Annotated in this window: 23 protein-coding genes and 2 pseudogenes; 10 read left to right on the top strand and 15 right to left on the bottom strand. The window is 66.7% G+C overall.

Annotation, left to right across the window (positions count from 1 at the left end; genetic code table 11):
* The first annotated feature begins 12 nt into the window (after positions 1-12).
* Entirely contained in the window at positions 13-474 is a 462-nt protein-coding gene (locus VET27_RS04140; RefSeq protein ID WP_526515430.1) for an acyl-CoA thioesterase, read from the top strand.
* Positions 471-1,526 carry an agmatinase gene (speB, locus tag VET27_RS04135; RefSeq protein ID WP_526515428.1) on the top strand — a complete coding sequence of 352 codons (1,056 nt, stop codon included), beginning with the start codon at positions 471-473 and terminating at the stop codon, positions 1,524-1,526. The genes VET27_RS04140 and speB overlap by 4 nt, the downstream gene beginning before the upstream one ends.
* Positions 1,527-1,536: 10 nt before the next feature.
* Here the strand turns inward: speB and VET27_RS04130 are convergent, their stop codons facing one another.
* From VET27_RS04130 to VET27_RS04115, 4 genes and pseudogenes are all read right to left on the bottom strand, one after another.
* Positions 1,537-2,421 (bottom strand): cyclopropane mycolic acid synthase family methyltransferase, encoded by an 885-nt coding sequence (locus VET27_RS04130; RefSeq protein WP_526515426.1) that lies wholly within the window; start codon positions 2,419-2,421, stop codon positions 1,537-1,539.
* 288 nt (positions 2,422-2,709) lie between these two features.
* Positions 2,710-3,018, bottom strand: coding sequence for a putative quinol monooxygenase (locus VET27_RS04125; RefSeq protein ID WP_526515424.1), 309 nt, complete (start codon positions 3,016-3,018; stop codon positions 2,710-2,712).
* Positions 3,019-3,103: 85 nt separating this feature from the next.
* Positions 3,104-3,924: pseudogene (locus tag VET27_RS04120) on the bottom strand (TIGR03854 family LLM class F420-dependent oxidoreductase).
* A gap of 2 nt (positions 3,925-3,926) precedes the next feature.
* Positions 3,927-4,715, bottom strand: coding sequence for a class I SAM-dependent methyltransferase (locus VET27_RS04115; RefSeq protein WP_526515422.1), 789 nt, complete (start codon positions 4,713-4,715; stop codon positions 3,927-3,929).
* 48 nt (positions 4,716-4,763) lie between these two features.
* Between VET27_RS04115 and VET27_RS04110 the strand changes: the two genes are divergently transcribed.
* The gene (locus tag VET27_RS04110; protein ID WP_526515420.1) at positions 4,764-5,216 is read left to right on the top strand and encodes an SRPBCC family protein; all 453 of its coding nucleotides are present in this window, start codon (positions 4,764-4,766) and stop codon (positions 5,214-5,216) included.
* A 28-nt stretch (positions 5,217-5,244) separates the two neighbouring features.
* On the opposite strand, the gene VET27_RS04105 is transcribed toward VET27_RS04110, so the two are convergent.
* The gene (locus VET27_RS04105; RefSeq protein ID WP_526515418.1) at positions 5,245-5,727 is read right to left on the bottom strand and encodes a hypothetical protein; all 483 of its coding nucleotides are present in this window, start codon (positions 5,725-5,727) and stop codon (positions 5,245-5,247) included.
* Positions 5,728-5,968: 241 nt separating this feature from the next.
* On the opposite strand from VET27_RS04105, the pseudogene VET27_RS04100 reads away from it, so the two are divergent.
* Positions 5,969-6,416 (top strand): annotated as a pseudogene (locus VET27_RS04100) (nuclear transport factor 2 family protein).
* Positions 6,417-6,419: 3 nt separating this feature from the next.
* On the opposite strand, the gene VET27_RS04095 reads toward VET27_RS04100, so the two are convergent.
* Complete coding sequence (locus VET27_RS04095; protein ID WP_526515416.1) at positions 6,420-8,345, bottom strand: flavin-containing monooxygenase; 1,926 nt, start codon at positions 8,343-8,345, stop codon at positions 6,420-6,422.
* Positions 8,346-8,439: 94 nt separating this feature from the next.
* Here VET27_RS04095 and VET27_RS04090 point away from each other — a divergent pair, with 94 nt between their 5' ends.
* Together VET27_RS04090 and VET27_RS04085 are read left to right on the top strand one after the other, a co-directional pair.
* Positions 8,440-8,877, top strand: coding sequence for a hypothetical protein (locus VET27_RS04090; protein WP_526515414.1), 438 nt, complete (start codon positions 8,440-8,442; stop codon positions 8,875-8,877).
* A 46-nt stretch (positions 8,878-8,923) separates the two neighbouring features.
* Positions 8,924-10,207 carry a cytochrome P450 gene (locus tag VET27_RS04085; protein ID WP_526515412.1) on the top strand — a complete coding sequence of 428 codons (1,284 nt, stop codon included), beginning with the start codon at positions 8,924-8,926 and terminating at the stop codon, positions 10,205-10,207.
* On the opposite strand, the gene VET27_RS04080 is transcribed toward VET27_RS04085, so the two are convergent.
* Positions 10,204-11,526, bottom strand: a complete 1,323-nt coding sequence (locus tag VET27_RS04080; RefSeq protein ID WP_526515410.1) for an FAD-dependent oxidoreductase — start codon at positions 11,524-11,526, stop codon at positions 10,204-10,206. The two genes, VET27_RS04085 and VET27_RS04080, sit on opposite strands and share 4 nt — an antisense overlap.
* Positions 11,527-11,582: 56 nt before the next feature.
* On the opposite strand from VET27_RS04080, the gene VET27_RS04075 reads away from it, so the two are divergent.
* Entirely contained in the window at positions 11,583-12,233 is a 651-nt protein-coding gene (locus tag VET27_RS04075) for a TetR/AcrR family transcriptional regulator (RefSeq protein WP_526515408.1), read from the top strand.
* On the opposite strand, the gene VET27_RS04070 is transcribed toward VET27_RS04075, so the two are convergent.
* The 5 genes from VET27_RS04070 to VET27_RS04050 form a co-directional block, all read right to left on the bottom strand.
* Entirely contained in the window at positions 12,226-12,690 is a 465-nt protein-coding gene (locus VET27_RS04070; protein ID WP_526515406.1) for a hypothetical protein, read from the bottom strand. The genes VET27_RS04075 and VET27_RS04070 overlap by 8 nt on opposite strands.
* A 103-nt stretch (positions 12,691-12,793) precedes the next feature.
* Positions 12,794-13,198, bottom strand: coding sequence for a cupredoxin domain-containing protein (locus tag VET27_RS04065; RefSeq protein ID WP_526515404.1), 405 nt, complete (start codon positions 13,196-13,198; stop codon positions 12,794-12,796).
* A gap of 83 nt (positions 13,199-13,281) precedes the next feature.
* Positions 13,282-13,962: a YoaK family protein gene (locus tag VET27_RS04060; protein ID WP_526515402.1), complete on the bottom strand. Its 681-nt coding sequence runs from the start codon at positions 13,960-13,962 to the stop codon at positions 13,282-13,284.
* A 9-nt stretch (positions 13,963-13,971) separates the two neighbouring features.
* A complete protein-coding gene (locus VET27_RS04055) occupies positions 13,972-15,105 on the bottom strand; it encodes a glycosyltransferase (RefSeq protein ID WP_526515400.1) in 1,134 nt (377 codons plus the stop codon).
* 96 nt (positions 15,106-15,201) lie between these two features.
* Positions 15,202-16,128 (bottom strand): dienelactone hydrolase family protein, encoded by a 927-nt coding sequence (locus tag VET27_RS04050; protein ID WP_526515398.1) that lies wholly within the window; start codon positions 16,126-16,128, stop codon positions 15,202-15,204.
* Between the two features lie 69 nt (positions 16,129-16,197).
* Between VET27_RS04050 and VET27_RS04045 the strand changes: the two genes are divergently transcribed.
* The 3 genes from VET27_RS04045 to VET27_RS04035 all read left to right on the top strand — a co-directional run bounded on the left by VET27_RS04045 (position 16,198) and on the right by VET27_RS04035 (position 19,412).
* The gene (locus tag VET27_RS04045; RefSeq protein WP_526515396.1) at positions 16,198-17,124 is read left to right on the top strand and encodes an SDR family oxidoreductase; all 927 of its coding nucleotides are present in this window, start codon (positions 16,198-16,200) and stop codon (positions 17,122-17,124) included.
* 64 nt (positions 17,125-17,188) lie between these two features.
* On the top strand, positions 17,189-18,979 hold the full coding sequence (locus VET27_RS04040; RefSeq protein ID WP_526515394.1) for an N-acyl-D-amino-acid deacylase family protein: 1,791 nt from the start codon (positions 17,189-17,191) through the stop codon (positions 18,977-18,979).
* 16 nt (positions 18,980-18,995) lie between these two features.
* Positions 18,996-19,412, top strand: a complete 417-nt coding sequence (locus VET27_RS04035) for a nuclear transport factor 2 family protein (RefSeq protein WP_526515392.1) — start codon at positions 18,996-18,998, stop codon at positions 19,410-19,412.
* A gap of 10 nt (positions 19,413-19,422) precedes the next feature.
* Here the strand turns inward: VET27_RS04035 and VET27_RS04030 are convergent, their stop codons facing one another.
* From VET27_RS04030 to VET27_RS04020, 3 genes are read right to left on the bottom strand one after another with little or no spacing between them, the layout of a single operon-like run.
* Positions 19,423-20,775: a type I glutamate--ammonia ligase gene (locus VET27_RS04030; protein WP_526515390.1), complete on the bottom strand. Its 1,353-nt coding sequence runs from the start codon at positions 20,773-20,775 to the stop codon at positions 19,423-19,425.
* Between the two features lie 49 nt (positions 20,776-20,824).
* A complete protein-coding gene (locus VET27_RS04025) occupies positions 20,825-21,307 on the bottom strand; it encodes a carboxymuconolactone decarboxylase family protein (RefSeq protein ID WP_526515388.1) in 483 nt (160 codons plus the stop codon).
* A 54-nt stretch (positions 21,308-21,361) separates the two neighbouring features.
* Complete coding sequence (locus tag VET27_RS04020) at positions 21,362-23,422, bottom strand: MDR family MFS transporter (protein WP_526515386.1); 2,061 nt, start codon at positions 23,420-23,422, stop codon at positions 21,362-21,364.
* Positions 23,423-23,440 lie beyond the last annotated feature (18 nt).

Raw genomic sequence — 23,440 nt, 5'->3', positions numbered from 1 at the left:
AGGGTGTGGGGTGTGACCGATGCGTTCTCACTTCCGATCGTCCCGCGCTACGCCGAAGTCGATCAACAGGGCGTGGTGTTCAACGGCCACTACCTGACGTGGTTCGACGAGGCGTCCACCGCATTCTTCGACCATCTGGATCTGCCGTTCACGGAGTTCACCTCATGGGGACTCGACGTCCAGGTGGTGCACGCGGAGATCGACTATCTCGCGCCCATCCGGTGGCGTGACACCGTGCGCGTCGAGGCCCGGTGCGAGTCGAAGGGCACGACGAGTTTCACGCTGCGGTTCGACGTGCTCCGTCGCGACGATGACGGAGCCGACGCCGTGGCGGTGCGCGGGCGCAACGTGTACGTCGTCGTTTCGACCGACGACTGGGCCAAGCGCGAGATTCCAGCGAGATTGCTGGCGGTACTCACTTCTGTTGCGGGTCAAGGCCGGAACGCGACGGATGACGGTACTGTCACGCCATGAGCCACGACCACGGGGACCAGGGGCCGCACCGCGAACTTTCACCGGGAATGGCCGAGCAGCTAGACCTGCCTCACTCGGGCCTCGCGACGTTCGGACACCGCCCCTTCCTGACGGAGGTCGAGCAACTCGAATCGTGGCGCCCCGACGTCGCCATCGTCGGAGCACCGTTCGACGTCGGAACGACGAATCGGCCCGGCGCGCGGTTCGGTCCACGGGCGATCCGGGCCACCGCCTACGAGCCGGGCACCTATCACATGGATCTCGGCCTGGAGATCTTCGACTGGCTGGAGGTCGTCGACTTCGGCGACGCGTTCTGTCCGCACGGCATGACCGAGGTCTCGCACGCCAACATCAAGGAGCGCGTCGCAGCCGTGGCCTCACGTGGCATCGTGCCCGTCGTACTCGGTGGCGACCACTCGATCACGTGGCCGTCGGCTACCGCGGTGGCCGACGTGCACGGCTACGGCAACGTCGGCATCGTGCACTTCGACGCGCACGCCGACACAGCCGACATCATCGACGGAAACCTGGCCAGTCACGGCACACCGATGCGTCGCCTGATCGAGTCGGGTGCCGTTCCAGGGACGCACTTCGTCCAGGTCGGACTGCGCGGCTACTGGCCGCCGCAGGACACCTTCGAATGGATGCAGGAGCAGGGCATGGTGTGGCACACCATGCAGGAGATCTGGGAGCGCGGGTTCAAGGCGGTGATGGTCGACGCGGTCGGCGAGGCACTCGCCAAGGCGGACAAGCTGTACCTGTCCGTCGACATCGACGTCCTCGATCCGGCCCATGCGCCCGGCACGGGAACCCCGGAACCCGGGGGCATCACCAGCGTCGACCTTCTCAGGATGGTGCGCCAGCTCTGTTACGAGCACGACGTGGCCGGAGTGGACGTCGTCGAGGTCTCCCCCGCCTACGACCACGCCGAACTCACGGTGAACGCTGCGCACCGGGTGGTCTTCGAGGCGCTCGCCGGCATGGCCGCCAGGCGACGCGACGCCGCAGGCGCCGAGATGGGCCCGCCCGGACGGCGACCGCCGCCCGCGTGAGGTTGCTGGGTCAGCGCTTCTTGAGGGTGAACTGGCAGACGTCGGTGTAGCCCTCGGCGAACAGCTCCGCGCAACCCGTCAGGTACCGCATGTACCGGTCGTAGACCTCTTCGGACTGGATCGCGATGGCCTCGTCCCGACGTGCCTCTAGCGCCGAGGCCCAGATCTCCAGCGTGCGCGCGTAGTGCAGTTGCAACGGCTGAACCCGGGCCACCTCGAAGCCGGCCTTCTCGGCGTGCTGCTTGACGGCGACGACCTGCGGAAGATCTCCACCGGGGAAGATCTCGTCCATGATGAACTTGAAGAACCTCAGCTTCGTCATGGTCAGCGGCAGCGCGCGTTCCTTGAACTCCTCGTCGCTGGGCTTGACGATGGTGTGCAACATCATCACACCGTCGGCGGGCAGCGCCGCGTAGGCCATCTCGAAGAAATCGTCGTAACGGTCCCGGCCGAAGTGCTCGAACGCGCCGATCGACACGATGCGATCTACCTGGTCGCGGAACTGCTCCCAGCCCTCGAGCCGGACCTCTTTGCTCCGCGGGCCGTCCGACTGCGCGAGAAGTTCCTTGACGTGCGCTTGCTGGTTCTTGCTCAGCGTGAGGCCGACGACGTTGACGTCGTAGCGCTCCACGGCTCGCTTGACGGTGGCGCCCCAGCCGCAGCCGATGTCCAGCAGCGTCATGCCGGGCTCCAAGCCCAGCTTGCCGAGGGACAGGTCAATCTTGGCGATCTGCGCCTCTTCGAGCGTCATGTCGTCACGCTCGAAGTAGGCACAGCTGTAGGTCTGGGTGGGATCCAGGAACAGGCGGAAGAAGTCGTCGGACAGGTCGTAGTGCGCCTGCACGTCTTCGAAGTGCGGCTTCAGGTTCTTGGTGTCATTCTTGGTGTCTGACAAGTCACAGCCTTTGGCGTCTCGGTGAGTATCGTCGGCGGCTCCACGTGCTGGAGAGCCTCGCCCGTACGTCTGCGCAATTCACGCAGACTACCCGAAGCCCGAAGTCGACAGCCAATCGGTTCGTCGCGTCGAGACGCGGCCCGGGGTTCGCGCGCCTGTTTGCTGGACTTACCGGCGGTGCTCAGCTCGACGCGCGTCGAATCATCACCGAATAGGCGACGTCGCCGCCATCCTGCCGACACCGATGAATGCTCGCGGCAGTGGATCCGAGCCTCCGCGGCCAACCGGTCACGTCAGTGATCGCTCGGCGGCGACGTCGTACTCCGCCACCGACGCCGACAGCAGCGCAGCACCCTGTTCGTCACTGGGGCCGCTGCCGCGGAAGGCCTCGACGGCGGCGTGGGAATCCCACCGTTCGTAGACGTTGACCCGTCCGGCGTCGAGCAGGTCCGCCGAGATCGCGAAGTCGAGGCAGCCCGCCGCGGAGCGGGCCAGCCGGACCACGTCGACGCAACCCGCCAGATAAGCGTCGCGTTCGTTCGGCGCCACCCTCAGGTGTCCTGCGACGAGCACGGCGTCGGAATTGGTTGAAGTCACGAGAACCTCCGGCTGGGGTATGAGTTAGTCATTCGTGGAGACCCGGGTTCGCGTCGGAATCCATCGTGCGCCCGGATCTGTCCGGTCAGTTCTCCCGTGGCAGGAGTTCCGCGGCGAAGCGGTCGATGAACTCGTCGGTGCTGCCGCTGCCGGTGGGGCGGATGACGAACTTGGTCAACCCCGCGGCCAGGTAGCCGTCGATCATGCGGTGCAGCTGCGGCCACCCGTCGGCAACTAGTTCGGTCGGGTCGACGTCGGGGCGCCGTTTCCGGATCGCGACGAGAACCTCGTCCGGCAGCCCGTTCTCGGCGACGGCCACGCGCCCGCGACGTGCCTCCTCGGGTGTGAGGAAACTGCCCAACCAGCCGTCGGCGAGGCGGCCGATGCGGTGGAACGCGGCGGGCGCGGAACCGCCCAGCCAGATGTCGAGCTGCTTCACCGGGCGGGGACCGACCGCGATCGAGGTCGCGGTGAAGAAGTCGCCGCAGAAGTCCGAGCCGTCGGCGGTCAACGCCTCCTTGAGCAGGCGCAGCGATTCGTCAAAGACCGCGGCGCGCTGCCCGTCGGGCACGACGAAGACGTCGCGCTCGGCGGGGATGGCGGAGCGCAGGCCGAAGACCGGCAGGACGCGCTTCGGTGCCAGCGCCGCGAGCGACGCGAGCTGCTTGGCGACGAGCACCGGGTGGCGGCCCGGCAGGATCATGACCGAGGTGCCGACCTTGAGATTGGTGGTGCGGGCCAGGGCATAGGCCATGCCGACGAAGGGGTCGACGGCATCGGTGTAGACGAGCTCCGAGAACCACAGCGAATCGATGCCCGCGGCCTCGAGCCGGTCGCGAGGTGCGGGAGTTGCTCGGGACTAGCCTCCGGGCCTGCGCCCAGGCCCACGCCGAATCGGATCTTCATGGTCATCCAGTCTCCCCGCGGTGGAGTCGCGCGCGCATCTGCATGAAGCGAAAGAGCCCGGGGGTGCCGGCGATCGGCTCATAGGCGTCGATCTGCTCCTCGATGAATTGCGCGCGCCGATCCTCCGGCAACCGGTCGGTCCAGGCCGTGGATCCCATCGCGGACCACTGCAGGAACGCCTCGCGTGAACCGAAGTCCCACTCGCGGTCGGTCACGGTCACGTCGTCGAGGGTCAGGCCTGCCGCCGCGGTCAACTCGTCGTAGTGATCGGGGTCGACGTGGATGAAGGGCGCGTCGAAGCCCTCGAACCACTGCGACCAGCGCGACTCCCGGCAGAGTTCCATCGCGACGGCCTCCAAGCTGGGCCGCGGACCTGCACACACCGCCTGGACCGTGACCGATCCTCCCGGCCTCAGCACCGTGGCGATCTGGCGGAGCGCCCGTTCCTGCTCGGGCACCCAGTGCAGCGCGTTGAACGACACCGCGGCGTCGAAGCACTCCCGGAAGGGCAGCGCTCGTGCGTCCGCGATCACGAACCACGGACCGGAGGCACGAGCGGTCACCGACTCGACCGCGGTGGCCACCATCCGGTGCGACGGATCGGCCCCGACCACCATGCCCTCCGGGGTCAGAGTCGCGATGGCACGGGTGAGAAAGCCATCGCCGCACCCGATGTCGAGGACGCGGTCACCCGAACGGAACTCGAGGCCGGCCATCGCCTCGCTGATCATCGCCCGCTGCAACTCGCTCAGTCTCGCGTACTCTTCGCCGCTCCAGTCCGTCACACGCATATGGTGACAGCTGATCACGGCGCCCGACGACAAGAAGCAGGTCCGCACATGCAGGCATCAGTCACCGTTGCGATGGACGCACCCGCGGAGGAGGTCTGGGACCTCGTCGCCGACGTCCGCAACACCGGCAAGTTCTCCCCGGAGACCTTCGAAGCTGAGTGGCTCGACGGCGCGACGGGTCCATCGCTTGGCGCGAAGTTCCGCGGCCACGTCAAACGCAACGAGATCGGACCCGTCTACTGGACGACGTGCCGCGTAACCGCATGCGAGCCGGGCAGGGAGTTCGGCTTCGAGGTGCTGCTCGGCGATCGCGCGGTCAACAACTGGCACTACCGATTCACCCCAGTGAACGGTGGCACCGAGGTCACCGAATCCTTCCGGATGAACGAAGGCATGATGACCACCTTGTTCGGTCTCTTCGGCGGTCAACTCCGCAAGCGACGCAACATCCGCGACATGCGGAAGACGCTGGAACGGATCAAGGCCGTCGTAGAGGAGTGAGCCGACGCCCTCCTACTCGGAGCGCGGCTTAGTTGAAGCCGACTCCGAAGATGGGGATCCACAGGCCGAACAGCCAGACGCCCCATTGGCGCGGGCCGTCGTTCCACACGGGGTTCAGGTTGTAACCCCAGTAGTTGATTGACTGCGGTGGCGGGCCGCCGTTCCACTGGATGGGCGGTGGCGGGCCCCAGCCCCATGGCGGCGGACCATTTCCGTCGTCCCACCAGTCGTGGCGGTTGTTGTTCCACCAGAAGCCCTTGTCGTCGCCGTGACCCCTGCCGTCGAACTGGCCGGGCCAACCGCGGTCGTCACCGTTGCCGTTGCCTCTCCCGTTCCCATGGCCATTCCCATTTCCGCACTGTGGCGGGCAAAAGTCGTCTCCGCCGTTCCCCGGCTTCTGCGGGATGGGCGCGCTCGGTTGCGCGGACGCGATCGGTGCGATTGCGGGCACCGAGCCCAGGCTCAGTCCGCCTGCGATCATTGCGGCCGCCACTATCTTGATCGGCTTCATGCGTGTCTCTCCTACCTCGTGACCTGGCGCCACGGTGTATTCAGTCCTGCAACACCGAATCGATCACGCTTTGTTTCCCACCCCCGTCATGCCACCCCTGTCACGAACATCGCCATCGACGGCGAGAGTGTTACGTCCCGTTTCGAGACCCGTGCGATGGATGTTGCTGGTGTGGTTGATGATTCGTTGGCGGTGTCGTGAAACCGGCTCCCCCGCCGCCGCCCTTTGGTAGAACGACGAGATGGGTTCTCCTGCAGGTAGATGGTCGCGCGAGGAGATCGAGGACGCCTTCGCGCATCAACAGCAGGTGGTCTGCGAGATCGGGCAGAGCTGGGATTGGTCGCGCTACGCCGACCTGTTCACCGAGAACGCCACCTACAACGAACACACCGACGGCAAAATGGCGGGCCGAGAGGCCATCCGGGAGTGGATCGTGGCGACGATGAACGTCTTCCCCGGCAGCGAGATGCCGTTCTACCCGGTGTCCTGGTACTCGATCGACACCAAGGCCCTGCATCACCATTCTCAAGTACGCGGGTGACGGTCTCTGGAGCTACGAGGAGGACGCGTACAACCCGATGAACTTCCTACCCATGGTGCAGGAGTACGTCGACCACTGCCGGAGGTGCGGGACGCTCTCCGACGACGGTGTCGCGTTCGCGAGGAACATGGGTTGGCAGCAGGGGTGACCGTCAGCCGAACGTGAAGTCACTCGGATCGGGTACCCGGGTCCACGTCCAATAGTCGACCAGCCGCCACGGGCTCAGCGTGTACACCTCGCCATGCGCGTTCTTGTAGAACGAGTGCGTGATCGACGGCTGCGACCACACCATCTTGCGCATCTCCTTCTGACTGCGCCGCACCCAGTCGTCGGTTCTGTCCTGGCGAGGTTCCATGAAACGATGCCCACCGGCGATCAAGTGGTCCAGACACTGTGAGATGTAACGCATCTGGCACTCGGAGTGAAAGATGAGGCTGCCACCGCTGGCGAGGTTGGTGCCCGGGCCGTACATGCAGAAGAAGTTCGGATAGCCAGGCACCGTGATACCGAGGTAGGCGGACGGCCGTTCGCCCCAGAGGGCGCGGAGATCCCGACCGTCCCGCCCGGTGATCGTCATCGGCCACAGCACCTCGGTGGCCTGAAAGCCGGTGGCGAAGACGATCGCGTCGGCGGGGTGGCGGACGCCGTCGGTGGTGACGACGCCCTCGGCCGCGATGTGGTCGATCGGTGTGCGGACCAACTCGACGTCGTCGCGCGTCAACGTCTGAAGCCAGCTGCCGTTGTCCTGCAACGTGCGCTTGCCCGTGGCCGGGTAATCGGGCACGACCTTGGCGGCCAACTCGGGGTCATCGCCGATCTGGCTCGTGATCCACTCGGTGAACACGAGTCGGGTGATCTCGTTGATCTCACTGACCGCGCGCCGTTGATCGGGATAGTCGGGATCGACTCTCGCCGCCTCCAGGCCCTTGTCGCATCCGGGCCAGAACAGCAGGAACCGGTACCACCGGCCGTAGAAGGGCAGATGCCGCAGCGCCCACTTCACGCCGGCTCCGACGGCCTCGTGGTAGTTCGGGTTGGGGAACATCCACTGCGCCGTGCGCTGGAAGACGGTGAGCTGCGCGACGTCCTCGGCGATCGCCGGTGCGATCTGAAATCCGCTGGCGCCGGCGCCGATCATCGCCACGCGCTTGCCGTGCAGGTCCACGGAGTGGTCCCACTCTGCGGAGTGAAAGGCCGCTCCGGAGAACTGATCTCGCCCGGCAATGGCGGGCAGGTGAGGTCGGTCCAGCTGCCCCACGGCGCTGATGACGGCCCGCGCCTCGAGTGCCGACGCCGTGCCGTCGACACCTCGTGTCCGGACGGTCCACGTCGCCGTGGCGTCGTTCCAGGTGGCGTCGGTGACCTCCGTCTCCCACCTGACGTGGGGCCCGACGTCGTACTTGTCCATCACGCGTTGGAAGTAGGCCTGGAGCTCCGGTTGCTCGGCGAAGAAGTGGGTCCACTGGTCGGTCGGCTCGAAGCTGTAGCAGTAGAAGTGATTTCCCACGTCCACGCGCGCACCTGGATAGGTGTTCTGATACCAGGTCCCGCCGGGGCCGGCGTTCTTCTCGACGATCGTGAAGGGGATGCCCGCTTCCTTGAGTCGGATGCCGGCGAGCAGGCCCGACTCTCCGCAGCCGATGACGACGACGGGGAAGTCGTCCCGGGCGTTCTTGGTCGAGGTCTGCACTGCGCGCGCGTCGATCCCGTCGAGTTCCATCTCCTCGAGCAACATCGGGACGTACTCGTCGGGTACGGGTTCGCAGACGAGCCACTCCATCATCTCCTTGAGCAGTTCACCGCTGATGGGCTCGGGTTCTGGGCAGCCGCGATCGCGGTAGTCACCGATGACTTCCAGCGCGATCTCCCGGGCCGCCGCCTTGTCCTCCTCGGACATGTAGCCCTGCACTTCGTTGAGGAACAGGCCTGCCGGCTTCAGCGCGCCGCGGATCAGCGCGGGGTCGCCTGCCATGTGGACCAGCGACAGGATCAACGTCGGGATGCTGACGTCGAGAAGTGCGTCGGCGATGTCCTCGTCGGAGGTCGTAAATGGTTGCCCTGCATGTGGGTTGCGCACTTAGTGGTGCTACCACGCACGGGCGGCCATGCGCAGGTCATCGGCTGAACGGGATACCCGATTGGGCCGGTGATCGGAGGGGTATCACCCGTTGATGAGCATGCACGATGAATCCGATGGTTGCCTGGGCCGACGCCCCGCTGGGGTCGACGACGACACGATCGCAGCCGTTGGGAAGGTGTCCGAGGCCTTGGAGTGCGTCGAGCGTGCTCGCGGGCACCTGTATTCCTTTCACCAGTTGATGGGGCATGCCGACTTGACGCTGGGTGAGGCCTGCGACGAGCTGAAGAAGGCAGGACACGGTGCGGCTGCCGAGCGTTTGGAGACGCAGTTGGTCGGTCTCAACGTGCTGCCCGGCCGCTGGACGTTTCAGGTCGTCGAAGAGTTCGACGACGGCTATTGGACGCAGTTTCGCGAACACGAGCGTCAGGTGCGCGACGAACTCGTCGCAGGTGAGAGACACGTGTTCGAGGCCAAGATGAAAGAGGAGCGACGCACTCACGGCAGAACTGGGCATGAAGCTCGGCCCTGACGCTACGCTCGGCGGCATCGCGTTCTCGACGGTGAGGTGAGGTGGCGTGGGTTTTTCGACACGGGTGAACGGGGCGCCGCCGCCCGACGTGCCGCTCTCCGACGTCAATCTGGGCTCATGGGACTTCTGGGCACTCGACGACGACTTGCGGGACGGAGCGTTCGCCACGCTGCGGCGCGAGGCTCCGGTGTCCCTGCACCCGGAGTTCGTTCAGGACGGCTTCGAGCAGGGCCGGGGCCACTGGGCGGTGACCCGCTACGACGACGTGTTCCACGCCAGCCGCCATCCCGAGATCTTCAGCTCGGCGCAGGGAATCGTCATCGGAGATCAGACGCCCGAGCTGGCCGAGTACTTCGGTTCCATGATCGCGATGGACGATCCGCGGCACACCCGTCTTCGCAACATCGTCAGAAGTGCATTCACTCCGCGGGTTCTGGCCCGCATCGAGGACTCGGTCCGGGACCGCGCCAGGCGGCTGGTCGAGGCGATGATCACAGACAACCCCGACGGCACCGCTGAACTGGTCGCCGCCTTGGCTGGGCCGCTTCCCCTGCAGATCATCTGCGACATGATGGGCATCCCCGAGGAGGATCACCAGAACGTCTTCCACTGGACGAACGTGATCCTCGGCTTCGGCGATCCGGAGATCACGGCGGACTTCGAGGAATTCATAAAGGTGGCCATGGACATCGGCGCCTACGCCGCCGCGCTGGCCGACGACCGTCGCGCCCACCCCGGTGAAGACCTCACCACCAGCCTGGTGCAGGCCGAACTCGACGGCGAGCGACTGACCTCAAGTGAGGTCGCGTCGTTCTTCATTCTGCTGGTGGTCGCAGGAAATGAGACCACCCGCAACGCCATCAGTCATGGTGTGCTCGCGCTGAGCCGTCATCCCGAACAGCGCGACGCCTGGTGGAACGACTACGACGCCGTGGCCCCGACCGCCGTCGAGGAGGTGGTGCGATGGGCATCACCGGTGGCGTACATGCGCCGCACGGTGACGCGGGACACCGAGCTCAGCGGTGTGAAACTCGCTGCGGGCGAAAAGGTTACGCTGTGGTACGGGTCAGCCAACCGCGACGACGCCAAATTCGACGACCCGTGGACCTTCGACGTACGCCGTCACCCGAACCCGCACGTCGGCTTCGGCGGAGGCGGCGCCCATTTCTGCCTGGGTGCGAATCTGGCGCGACGGGAGATCACCGTCGCCTTCGAGGAGCTGCACCGAAGAATCCCCGACATCGCGGCCACCGAGGAACCTGCCCGGCTGCAGTCGGCCTTCATCCACGGCATCAAGCGTCTTCCCGTTGCCTGGACTCCGCCGCGCTAGGCGGCGCCCACCCGGTGGCTGTCGCAGAGTTCGGCCAATTCAGTCTTAGTCGGGCCATCGGGTACGGCGGGGCGCCAACCGTCGGCGAATATCTCTCTGGCCCGCGGTTCCACGGCGTCGAGGCTGGCGGGTAGCGCGTCCATTCGAGCGTAGGGCTCGGTGACGGCGCGCAAGGTGTCGTCTGCCGCCGCGGCGGCGACGATTAGGTCTGACGGTAGGCGTTGCGTGGTGTCCACCTCGCCGCCGGACCAGCGGCGGATCCGGTCGGTGTCGGTGCGACGATGATCGTCGAACCACGGTCGGATGTTGTCGGTGCACCATTGGTCGAAATGCATTGTGGCGGAGTCGGTGTCGTTGCGATGTCCATCGAGGAAGCCGATCAATGCGCGCGCCTGGGCAAGGGCCAGTGTCACGCCTCGGCCTGCGAGCGGCGTGGTGGTGCAGACCGCGTCTCCGACGGAGATCAGGCCGGGGGCGGCCGGACGTCCGGCTTCGTCGAGTTGGCCGCGGTAGGCGTTGTACAACTTGCCACCCGGTAGTACCTGGGTGATTGGCGTGGCCCAGCGCGGGTCATTCCACTCCGAGAGGCCGGGGATGGCACTGACGGCAGCCTCGAATGTCTCGCCGAATCGGAGTCCGCGCAACCGGTGATCGGACCCGTCGTGGGCGAAGGTGATCGAGAAGGTTCGGTCGTCGTGCAGGAATGCGATGGCGAAGTGGCCAGGGAAGTTCAGCGACAGGCCGATGGGTGAGTTCGTCGGCGCAGGCGGCGCTCCGTCTCGGAAGCGGTACTGGCGGTCGATGTACACGGCTCCGCAGTCACCGCCCTCGGCGGGCGCGCGGACGTCCCCGGTAAATCTGCTGGCCCGCCCCGATGCGTCGATCACGGTATCGGCCAGAAACGCCCGGCCGGAGATTGTCACTCCCCCGACGCGTCCGCGCTCGCGAAGCAGCCCGTCGACGCGGCCGGTGTAAAGCGTGATGCCCGGTTCGAGGCAGGCCCGGTGACGCAGTAGGGCATCGAAGGTGGCGCGCCTGCACAACAACGCGGCGGGTCGCCCGTCGGGTCCGTCGGCGACCACGGCACCCGCAGCCTCCAAACAGTCGAGGACGTCCGGCATTTCGTGACGCATTGCCTCTACTACGGGTCCGCGGAAGGTGTGCGCGTGGTGGAACTGCATGACTCCCTTGCGATGCCAAGAGCCGAGGTCGGGCGGGCCAGGGTCGCGGTCGACGAGCAGCACGCTCCGGCCCCGGCGAGCGAAGGCAATGGCGATGAAGAGTCCTGTCGGCCCTGCGCCGACGATGATGGTTCGCATGCGCCCCCCCTTTTAAGGTAACTTATAGTGTAATGAATACACGGAGGGTGGCGTAAATGAGCGAACCTGTCAAGCGGGACTATCGCTCGGAACTGCGTGCCGCCCAGGCTGCCAGCACCCGAAGGGCGATCGTGTCGGTGGCGGCCCGGCTGTTCGTCGATGCGGGCTATGGCGCGACGACGATCGATGCGGTGGCCGAGGCGGCGGGGGTCAGTCGCAAGACCGTGTTCACCGCTGTCGGCGGCAAGGTCGACCTCTTGAAGACGGCGCTCGATTGGGCGGTGGCCGGTGACGACGTGCCGCTCCAAGTGGCGGAACGGCCGATGATGCGCGAGCTACTCGCCGGCGACGATCCCGTCGAAATGCTCGCCGGTTGGGTGCGCTTCACTGTCGAAGTCGACACTCGGGTGGCCGGCCTGTTCCGGGCACTCGAGATCGCGGCCGACTCCGACGACGGGGCGCTGTGCGTACTGGAGGTGGCTCAGGAGCAACGCCTCGCAGGAGCGCGGGAAGTGGTCAACAGAATCGTTCGACTCGACGCGTTGAACGGTGCGCTGACGAGAGCCGCCGCCGTCGACGTGGCGTGGTTGGCCTCAGACCCCGTGCTATTCGACCGGTTCGTGCGAGTCAGGGGCTGGACGGTCAAGGCCTTCGAGGCCTGGCTGCGAAGGTCCTTGACCACCCAGTTACTCGCCGTGCCTAGTTGATGGCGCGGTGTGCCTGATCTTCGCGCTGAGGCTGCTCGCTGCCGCTGATCTCGTCGCGTTCGCTACGGTCCTTCTCGGCCTCGAGCTGCGCAGCATCGGCGTCGTCCTTGCGCCGCGGGTCCAATGAGTCGGCGTGTTGCCATTTCGAGTCGAGGTCCTCGCGCGACGATGCGGCCTCGTCACGATGAATAGCGGCCCTGTCGTTCAAGCGGGCGGCTTCGGCGGCCTTGGCCTCGGCTTCGGCCGCTGCGGCACGGGCCTTGGCCTCGGTCTCTGCGGCGATTGCCTCCCGCTTCTCCAGTCGGCCACTCTCCTCGCGCGCCTCGTCACGGATTTGATCCGCCTCGGCCCGGCGCTTCTTGTCGCGCGCGCTGCGAGCCACGAAGGCCAACCCGAGGATCAACAGCAGGACCACCACGACGGCAACGACGATCAAGACGACGGTGTTGGTATCCATGTCCGGCTCCTTCAACCTTTGGCGCGCCGTTAATTGACGCGCCTACTGAAGCTCGGTTTGCCCAGGATCGTCGCCGTTCAAACCGATCGGCGTGAAGGCGGGCTCACTTGACGATCAACGTGCCCTTCATGTTCGGGTGGTACTTGCAGATGAACGGGTACTCGCCTGGCTGCGTCGGTGCGGTGAAGGTCTTCTGCGCGCCCCCGTCGACGTCGGTGTCGAAACCGGTCTCCGGCTTCGAGGTGACCGAGTGCTCCACGGAGTCCTCGTTCACGATGGTGATCGTCGCCCCTGGCGAGACCGTAAGCGGATCGCCGAAGGCCATGCCCGAGATGGTGATCGTCGATCCGGCAGCGGCGGGAGTCGAACTCTCCCCTGGGCTGCCGGTCATCGCGGCGGATGTGGCGCTCGCGCCGTAGTTGGTGCTGGGGGCCTGTGTGCTCCCGCACGCGGTGGTGATGGCGCCGATCAACAGCAGCGCCCCGATTGACGAACCGATCTTGGTCATGTGTTCTCCTCCGTTGGCTGCCTTCGCCTATGGACACGTTCCGCGGTCGGGTTTGGTTCGATTCGGTTCGGGGACGAGGTCGATCACCGCATCACGCGCTCATCGACGATGAACAAGACGAGCGTGACGGCCAGGATTACCGCCGCCAGCCAGATGGCGTGCGCGCTCCAGGCTCGACTTGCGAAGGCACCGATCAACGCTCCCCCGGCAAAGGCCAGGATCAGCGCGCCATAGATCCCGCAGGCGCGACGAGGCGCACGCTGCCCCTCGACGAAGCCGTCGTAGCCGGATTCGACGAATCGCATCAGATTTCCGGTCGTTGCGACGGGGAGGTACGCGAGGTCGCCGACGTTGCGGAACAGTCCCATCTGAAGAGCCGCGAGGAAGGCGATCGGCACGGTGACGTAGCTGTGCGCCACAGTGACCGGAACGAAGCCGATCGCGACGAGGGCCACCACTTGCACCGTCATCGTCCAGCGCAGCGGATGGGGCACGATGCGCTCGACTCGGCCCGACTTGATGTGGGCGGCAAGGGAGACGCCGACCATGAACGCGAGGATGGGCCAGACGTGCGCCATGGCCGCTGCGTTCGGAGACGTTGATGGCGAAGAAGATGACGTTGCCGGTCTGGACGTTGGCGAAGACGCCGCGCGGACGTAGAAGGTGTGGGCGTCCATGAATCCGTTGGCGATGGTCAGCAGCAAGGCGAACCACAGCGTCCTGGCACGGTCGAAGTCATTCGGGCCAGGTGTAGGAGCGCCCATCCGGACAACCTAGCGGCCGCACCGTCCGCCGGTTGGTTGGTCGGCACCGAGGGCATCGAGCATTCCCGCGGCCGACGTCGGCCAGGAGAACTGCTCCGCCCGGTGGCGGGCAGCGATGCGCCGTGACGATTCCGGCCTGCCGATGAGCGCCGTCACCGCCGCCGCGATCGAGACGGGATCGTTGGCGGCGGCGGCGCCGCTCTCACCGGTGAGGATCTCGGCGAGCGCCGAGGTCCTGGACGCGACGGCAGGCGTACCGCAGGCCAGTGCTTCGAGCGCGGCCAGGCCAAAGGTCTCGTGCGGGCCGGGTGCCAACGCGACGTCGGCGGAGGCCAGAATCGACGCCACCGTGTTGCGGCACCCGATGAAACCGGTGAAGTCGACCGGCAATCGGGCGGCTTGGCGCTCCAGTCGGGTGCGCAACGGCCCCTCCCCGACGACGACGAGCCGCGCGTCGATGCCTGAATCACGCAGGGCGACAACGGTATCGATGCTGCGATGGGCGTGCTTCTCGACCGAGAGCCGTCCGCAGTGCACCAGTAGCGTCTGTGCCGGCGTCGCCCAGCGGCTGCGGACGTGCGCCGAACGCCTGCGTGGATGGAACTGTTCGAGGTCGACGCCGAGTGGGACGGTGACCACGTTGGGCGCGTCGATGCGGTCGAACTCCTCGCGCGCGAACGCCGTCGTGCAGACCACCGTGTCGTAGTTGGCGGCGGTCCTGCGGTTGGCGACGTCGGCGATCGCGCGGGCGGCGCGACGCGGCAGAAACTGTCCCGCGAGTCGATCCAACCGCTCGTGGGAGATCATCACGGTGGCGACCTCGTGCCGACGGCCCCACGGTCCCAGCGAACGCAGGGTCAGTCGGTCGGAGACTTCCAGGGCGTCGGGCCGCAGTGCTGCCAGCAATGCGATGATCGGCCGCGGCAGCACGGCACGATAGCCGCCAGTGAAGGGAATCTGCTTGGCGGGCAGGGATATTCGCAGCACGCCGGAGTCCAGAAGCTGTGTTGCGCCGACGGGGCCTGGCACCACCAGGTACACCTCGTGGCCGGCGGCGTAATACTCCGCCCCCAGTCGGTCCACCGCCGTCCGCAGCCCTCCGGAACGCGGGCCGTAGAAGTTCGCCACCTGGACAACCCGCATGCCTCATCAGACCGGGGGCACGTGTGCATTCGGGGAACGGCGGGTGAACGGCCACCTGAACGCGTCGTGAATACCGGTCACCCCCGGGTATCGCGGCTAGCCGACGTACTTGGTGAACCAGTCCTGCACGCGCTGCCAGGCGTCGGTGGCGGCGGTGGGGTCGTAGCGCTCACCGGTGTCGTTGAAGAACGCGTGGTCCGCACCCTGTTCCACGACGAGCTCATTGACCAGGCCGGCCTTGTCGAGCGCCTGCTGGGCAGCGTCCTTCGTTCCGGTGACGCGCGCATCCTTGGAGCCGTAGAACCCCAGCACCGCGACGTCCTTGGATCCGCTGAAGTCGGCGCCGTCGGGCGTCGGCCCATAGAACGGAACCGCCGCGGCCAGCTGCGGTTCGCCAGAGGCCAGCAATTGCCACACCAGGCCGCCGCCCATGCAAAATCCAACGGCCGCCACCTTCACCCCCGGTGCACGACGCTGTAGCTCCTCGATCCCCGACTTCAGGTCGGCGACGAAGTCCTGCGGTGAGATCTTGCTCAGCGCCGCCGTGGCCTCGGCTGGGTCCGTGAACTTCGCCGTGCCTCCCTCGCCCGACAGCAGGTCGATGGCGAGACCCGAATATCCGATTCCGGCGAACCGACCCGCCACCGAGCGCGCCCAGTCGGTGAGGCCCTTGTTCTCGTGGATGACGAGCACGGCGCCCCTGGGCGTTTCGGCCGCCGCCCACGCCGCCTGCAACTCCCCCCGCGGACCCGCCCACGTGATGGGTGTGGTCTTCAGGGCGTTCTCGATCCCTGGCGGAGGCGCGTTTTCGGTCGCTGCTCCGCCGGAGGTGACCGGTGCACCGGCCGTCGGCGTACCGTCCGCGGGTTTCTCGGCGGTGCTGCATGCCGCGATCAAGGAGGAAGCTGCCGCGGCGCCGACACCGATGAGGGCAAGTCGGCGGATGGCCTCGCGTCTGGACATCAGCCCCTCGACGTGATCGGTCGCGATCTCTTCGGCGATGTAGCGCTGCAGTGGAGTCACCCAACCGAGTATGCCTGGGGATTTCTAAGTTGCGGTGGGAGACGCCTCCGCTGGCGAATACTCATCGTCATGTCCTCGCCTGCCGGCCGCCGCGCTCTCGCCGGCCGTGTCGCCGTGGTCGCCGGGGCCACCCGCGGTGCGGGTCGCGGGATCGCGGCGGCGCTGGGCGAAGCGGGTGCCACCGTCGTGTGCACGGGTCGCACCAGCTCCGTCGTCGATCTGTCTTCTGACTATGATCGTCCCGAAACCATCGAGGAGACAGCGCAACTCGTCAGCGAACTCGGCGGCGTCGGCGTCGCCGTCCCGACCGACCACCTGGACATCGGACACGTGCGTGCGCTGGCGGACCGACTCCGACGCGACTACGGCGGAATCGACGTCCTCGTGAACGACATCTGGGGAGCGGAGATTCTCAAGGGGCCGCCGTCGACGTGGGACAGGCCGATGTGGGAGCACGACCTCGACGACGGACTCCGCATCCTACGGCTCGGGGTCAACACCCATCTGATCACGTCGCATTGTCTGCTGCCGCTCCTGATCATCCGGCCGGGCGGATTGCTGGTCGAGGTGACCGATGGGACGGCCGAGTTCAACGCGCACCACTATCGACTCTCGGCCTTCTACGACCTCGCCAAGGTGTCGGTGAACAGGATCGCGTTCAGCCAGGGCCACGACTTGGCGCCGTTCGGCTGCACCGCCGTGGCGGTCACTCCCGGCTGGCTGCGCTCGGAGATGATGCTCGAGAACTATCGCGTGAGCGCGAGGAGCTGGCGCGACGCGCTGGACCCGGGGCGCGCCGGTGGCGGCCCGACGGCACCTGCCGCCTTCACCCAATCCGAGACACCGCGGTTCGTGGGTCGCGGAGTGGCGGCCATCGCGGCAGACCCCGATCGGGCACGCTGGAATCAGCGGTCGGCGAGTTCTGTACAGCTCGCCCGCGAATACGGGTTCACCGACGTGGACGGCCGCCAACCCGACGCGTGGGCCGAGCAGTAGACATTTTCACGATAGTGTTCACGATTTCGTTGACACCAGTGCCTGGCGGCTGTTCCATGACGGGGTGACCTACGACACGATCATTCGAAACGGCCGCTGGTTCGACGGCACCGGCGCGGCGTCCGCGGTGCGCAACGTCGGCATTCGCGCCGGTCACGTCGTGGCGATCTCCGCCGAGGCGCTCGACGAAACCGGCTGCCCGCACGTGATCGACGCCACGGGCGACTGGGTGCTGCCGGGAATGCTGGACATTCACACCCACTACGACGTCGAGGTGCTGAATGGCCCCGCGCTGGCTGAGTCTCTGCGTCACGGTGTGACGACCGTGATGCTCGGCTCCTGCTCGCTGTCGACCATTCACATCGACGGCACGGAGGCGGGTGACCTGTTCGGCCGCGTCGAGGCGATACCCCGGGAGCACGTCATCGCCGCCGTGGAGGGCCGCAAGACCTGGCGCACCTGTGAGGAGTACGTCGAAGCGCTGGAGCAGCTGCCGCTCGGCCCCAACCTGGCGGCGTTCATCGGGCACTCCGACATGAGGACCGCCGTCATGGGCCTGGACCGCGCGACCCAGAAGGACGAGCGACCGAGCGGGAGTGAACAGGCCGAGATGGAGCGCATGCTGGCCGAGGCGCTCGAGGCGGGCTTCGTCGGAATGTCGTCGATGCAACTGCTCTTCGACAAGTTGGACGGCGACGTCTGCCGTTCCCGCACGTTGCCGTCGACGTATGCCGGGGCGCGGGAGCAGCGCCGGCTGAAGTCGTTGTTGCGCAAGGCAGGACGCGTTCTGCAGTCGGGCCCGAACATCGAGAATCCGCTGAATCTGGGGTCGCAGATCGCCCAGTCGCTCGGCCTCCTTCGCAATCCGCTCAAGACCAGCCTGTTGTCGGCGGCCGACGTGAAGTCCAACCCGTACGCGATCACGATGATGGGTCCGGTCGCGCGGCTGATCAACCGGCTCGGCGGAAACTTCCGCTGGCAGCACCTGCCCGTACCGTTCGAGGTGTACGCCGACGGCATCGACCTGGTGATCTTCGAGGAGTTCGGGGCGGGCGCTGCGGCGCTGCACCTGCGTGACGAGGTCGAGCGCAACGAGATGATGCGCGACGAGGAGTACCGCCGCCGGTTCCGCAAGGAGTACGAGAGCAAGTTCGGACTGCGGGTGTGGCACCGCGACTTCTTCGACGCCGACATCGTCGACTGCCCGGACGCCAGCGTGATCGGCAAGTCCTTCGGTCAGGTGGGTGTCGACCGCGGCGGTCTTCATCCGGTCGACGCCTTCCTCGACCTCGTCCTGGAACACGGCGAGGCGTTGCGGTGGCGCACCACCATCTCCAACCATCGGCCCGAGGTGCTAAAGAAACTCGCCCGCGATCCCAGTATTCAGATGGGCTTCTCCGATGCGGGCGCGCACCTGCGGAACATGGCCTTCTACAACATGGGTCTACGGCTGTTGCGTCACGTTCGCGATGCGGAAGCGGCCGGGAAGCCCTTCATGACCATCGAGCAGGCGGTTCACCGACTGACCGGTGAACTGGCAGACTGGTACCGCCTCGACGCGGGCCACCTACGCATCGGTGACCGTGCCGACCTCGCGATCATCGACCCGGCCCGCCTCGACGAGCGGCTCGACGCGTACGCCGAGGAACCGGTCGCGCAGTACGGAGGGCTGTCGCGGATGGTCAACCGCAACCAGGAGACCGTCAAGGCGGTCTTCGTCGGTGGCCGGGCGGTGTTCCTCGACGGCGAGGCCACCGAGCTGGTCGGGCGCCGCCGGACGGGACGCTTCCTTCGCGCCGCGCACAAGTCCCCCGCGATTCCCACGCAGAAGGATGAGTTGACCAGTGTCGGTTGAGGATACGGTTCTCGGCATGTGGGCCGCACTGTCGGCGCGTGATTGGGAGTCGTTGAAGTCCTACCTGTCCGACGACTGCATCTATCTCGACGTGCCGGTCGGGCCCGCCGCCGCCGCGAAGGGCCCCGACGACATCGTCAAGAGACTGAAGATCGGTCTGGAGCCGCTGGCCTCCTATGAGAACTTCACGGGGCTGCTCGTCGTCGACGGTAGCGATGCCATGTACGAGCACCACGAGGAATGGCATTGGCAGACGGGCGAATCAGCGGTACTTCGATTCGTCACGGTGCACCGGGTCGAGAACGGCAAGATTTCGCTCTGGAAGGACTACTGGGACATGAGCGCCTTGGCGAGCCACGCTCCCCCGACGTGGCTGGAGGACTTCGCCAACGCGGACATGTCGTGGGTCTTCGACGCGACCGGTGTGATCTGACCGCAAGCGGTTAGACGCTCCAGGCGAGCCGGAACTTCTCGGCGAGTTCGCCAGGTGTCAGATCGGCGAAGTTCGCGTGCTCGTAGCGACGGACGGCCACGATCGCATCGACCGCGGCGTCGCCGAGAATGCCGCGCATTAGCGAGGATTCGGCCAGGGCGTCAATGGTCGCCGCTTGACTGCAGGACAGCAGGCCGACGCCGGCCTCGGTCCGCTCGGCGTCGGTGAGCGTCGAAGGATCGACCGTCACCTCGGGGGGTAGAGGCAGCTCGCGTTCGATGCCGTCGAGGGCGAGACCGAGGATCGCCGCCGTCGCGAAGTACGGGTTGGCCGACGGGTCGACCACCTTGACCTCCACGTTGGCGCCGTGTGGGTTTCCCGGCCCGCCGTGCAAGAAGCGGATCGCGGCCTCGCGGTTCTCCGTACCCCAACAGACGCTGGCCCCCGACCAACTTCCTGGCTGCATCCGGAGGCCGGAGAGAATCGAACCACACAGCGCCCCTTGGGCTTCCGTGAGCCCGGACAATACCCCCGCGACCGCAGCCTCGCCGGCGGGCCTCATCCCTCTCGCGCCATGGCCACCCGAGAACAGTGGCACGCCCTTGTGCTTGAACGAAAAATGTTGGTGGGCACCGGAACCGACGCTGCCCGCGAAGGGGACCGGCGACAGGCTGGCTCGAGCGCCGTGCTTCCTGGCCGCCCGCCCTACGATGATCCGCGCGAGCATCAGCTGGTCCGCTGCGGAGACGGGCGACGTCGGTGCGAGCGAGATCTCGAACTGGTTGGCGCCGTACTCGGGATGGAACTGTTCGATGGCCACCCCCGACGTCGTGGCCGCCTCGGTGACGTCGCGGACGAAGCCCTCGAATTCGAGGACCCCCGCCAAGCCGTACTGCGCCCACGAGTCCGAGGGGAGGCGCGCGCCGTCGGGTCCGACCAGTACGAACTCCATCTCGTGGCCGACCTGTGCGCTGAGGCCCGCTGCGGCGAGGCGCTCCTCGATGTGGGTCAATGTTCCACGGCTGCAGAAGGGATCGGGTGAGCCCTCCTGGTCGAAGAACGATCCCGGCGCCCACGCCAGGCCGTCGCCGAGGACCCGCAGCGCGTCGGTGTCGATGCGGATGCGCTGATCACCGACCACGCCGATGGCGCCGCCGACGGCGATGCCCGCCTGGTCGATCGTGAAGACGTGCCACACGGGACTGGCGCCGAGACCCGGGTCCGCGAACGCGCTGACTCTGTTCAGCGGGACGGTCTTCGCGTGCACGAGCCCGGCCGCGTTGACCACCGTGCCGATGAGGGTGACGACTCCGTCCGACTCGAGCGTGGAGATGGCCGCTGCAGCGAGCGGGGTGGCTGGCATGGCTCCCATTCTGCACGCGCAGAAGGCCGATGGCGTGCGGCGCCAAGGATTACAGCGTGATCTTGCAGGACTGCCCGATGTCCAGCGTTCGCAGCATCCGGCCCATGCCCAGCCACATGGCGCAGGACAGTGCGAGGTCGGTCAGCAGTTCGGGGTCGAACTGCTCGTTGCAGCGCTTCCAGAACTCCTCGTCGTCCCGCAGCCCGGTGTGGTCGTCGGCGAATCTCGCGGCGAATTCCGCGGCGATGCGCTCCTGAGGGCTGTAGCCGGGCCAGGTCTTCCACTCGGCGGCGTGGTCATAGATCTCTTCGTCGACCCCTGCTGCGACGCCCGCCGAGTCACGGGTGTTCTGGCACACCACGCATTCGTTGTCGAGCGCGATCACCATGCGGGCCAGTTCGCGGACGCGCATCGGCAACCGGTTCTTGGTGTAGACCGCTTTCGTGAACTTCGCCATCGCAGTGCCGATGTCGGGCGACTTCACCACCCATGCGGCGGCGTCGTCGTCGGCGAAGGGTCCAATTCGGCTCATGGCCGAATCGTACCTGCGACAACGTGCTTCTGTAACACGTTCTAGTCTGCGGTGTCAGCGTGCGGCGGCGAGCTCCTTCGGGTCGTCGGCCCAGTCTCTCTGCACCAGCATGCGGTGGGCGATGCGCTCCAGCGCGGCGTCGACCTGTACACGGTCCGGGCGACCCTCGAAGCTCGGCGATTGAGCCAGCTTGTCCACGATCCGGCCGACGATGGCCGCGGACAACGTGTTCACCTGTTTGATGCCGGCCTGCGTAAGCCACAGCCGCCCATCCTTCCCGCCGGCATTCAGCGCATACCCGGTGCGCACCACTTCGTCGAACGTGGGTTGCAATACCTCGAACGGCACGCGGAGCCGTTCCCCGATCTCCGCCAGCGTCGCCGAACCGAACACCTGATTCTGTCGGTAGATCTGCAACAGCGCCCACAGTTGCGGCACGGGCAGCTCGCAGCCCGGCCCGCCGGCGAGGCTGCGAAGCCGGATCTCCGGGGAGTCTCGAAACATCCGACCGATCGCGACCTCGAGGATCTTCTGCGGCGATTCGGTGCTGGGCATGCCGAAACCCTCACCGAGGTCGGTGGCCGAGACGGCGTCCATCTCGCGAAGGGGTACTTCCTTGAGGAACAGCGCGACGACGAAGCCGACGATCGCCACCGGTACGGCGCACAGGAACACGGTGCCGAGCGAGTCGGCGTAGGCGTCGATGATCGGTGCGGCCATCGCGGGCGCGAGCTGGTGCAGCGCTTGCGGCGACTCGGCGGCCTCGGGGGGCGCACCGCTGGCGACGAGCGCGGGCCCGAGCTTGCCTGCCAGGAAGTTCGCGAACAGGGAGCCGAAGATGGCTGCGCCGAAGGAACTCCCGATCGTCCGGAAGAAGGTGACCCCCGAGGTCGCCACACCGAGGTCGGCGAAGCTCGAGGTGTTCTGCACGACAAGGACGAGCACCTGCATGCAGAATCCGATGCCGGTACCGAGGATGAACAGGTACACCGACTGCTGCCAGGTGGGTGTGAACTGGTCCATGCCGGACAGCACGAAGAACCCGATGGCCATGATCGCCGTGCCTGCGACGGGAAAGATCTTGTAGCGGCCGGTGCGCCCGACGATCGCGCCGCTACTGATCGACGTGATCAGCAACCCGGCGACCATCGGCAGCGTGCGCAGGCCCGACTCGGTCGCCGACACGCCGTCGACGAACTGCATGAACGTCGGCATGAACGTCATGGCGCCGAGCATGGCGAAGCCGACGATGAAGCCGAGGATGCAGCACACCGTGAACACGGGGCTCGCGAAGAGCCGGATCGGCAGGATCGGCTCGACGGCGTGGAGTTCCACCCAGACGAACGCCGCGAGCGAGGCCGCCGAGGCCACGAAGAGTCCGATGATGACCGGCGACGTCCACGGGTACTCGCCGCCACCCCAGCTGGTCGCCAGGGTGAGACCTGACGCGCCGAGGCCGACGAACAGGATTCCCGCGTAGTCGATGACCGGTCGGGCCGCCCTCGCGAGGGAGGGGATCGCGGCAGCACCGACGATCAGGACGACGATCGCGACCGGGACGTTGATCCAGAACGCCCACCGCCAGCTGAGATTGTCGGTGAAGAAGCCGCCGAGCAGCGGTCCGATCACCGTCGTGACGCCGAAGACCGCGCCGAGCGCGCCCTGGTAACGCCCGCGGTCGCGCAGCGGAATCACCTCGCCGATCACGGCCATCGAGGTCACCATGATGGCGCCGCCACCGATGCCCTGGAGAGCGCGCGAGGCGACCAGCATGGTCATCGAGCCGGCCAGTCCGCACAGCACGGACCCGACGAGGAAGAACACCACGGCTGCCTGGAAGACGGTCTTGCGGCCGAAGACGTCGCCGAGCTTGCCGACGATCGCCGTGACGATCGTGGACGCCAACAGATAACTCGTCACCACCCAGGACTGGTGACCCGCGCCGCCGAGGTCGGCGACCACGGTCGGCAGGGCCGTCGCCACGATCGTCTGATCGAGCGCGGCGAGCAGCATGCCCAGCAGCACGCCGATGAAGATGAAGTTGCGTCGCCGCGGACTGATCAGCGCGTTGGCCGATTCAGGATCCGCGGTGGTCGTCCCCGTGGGACTCGTCATGCCTGCCTCCCGAAGTGT

The organism is Mycobacterium sp., from assembly GCF_035633495.1.
In the GTDB taxonomy this organism is placed as follows: Bacteria; Actinomycetota; Actinomycetes; order Mycobacteriales; family Mycobacteriaceae; genus Mycobacterium.
The sequence above is the reverse complement of the archived record's forward strand: the minus strand, read 5'-3'. Positions and strand labels throughout refer to the sequence as shown.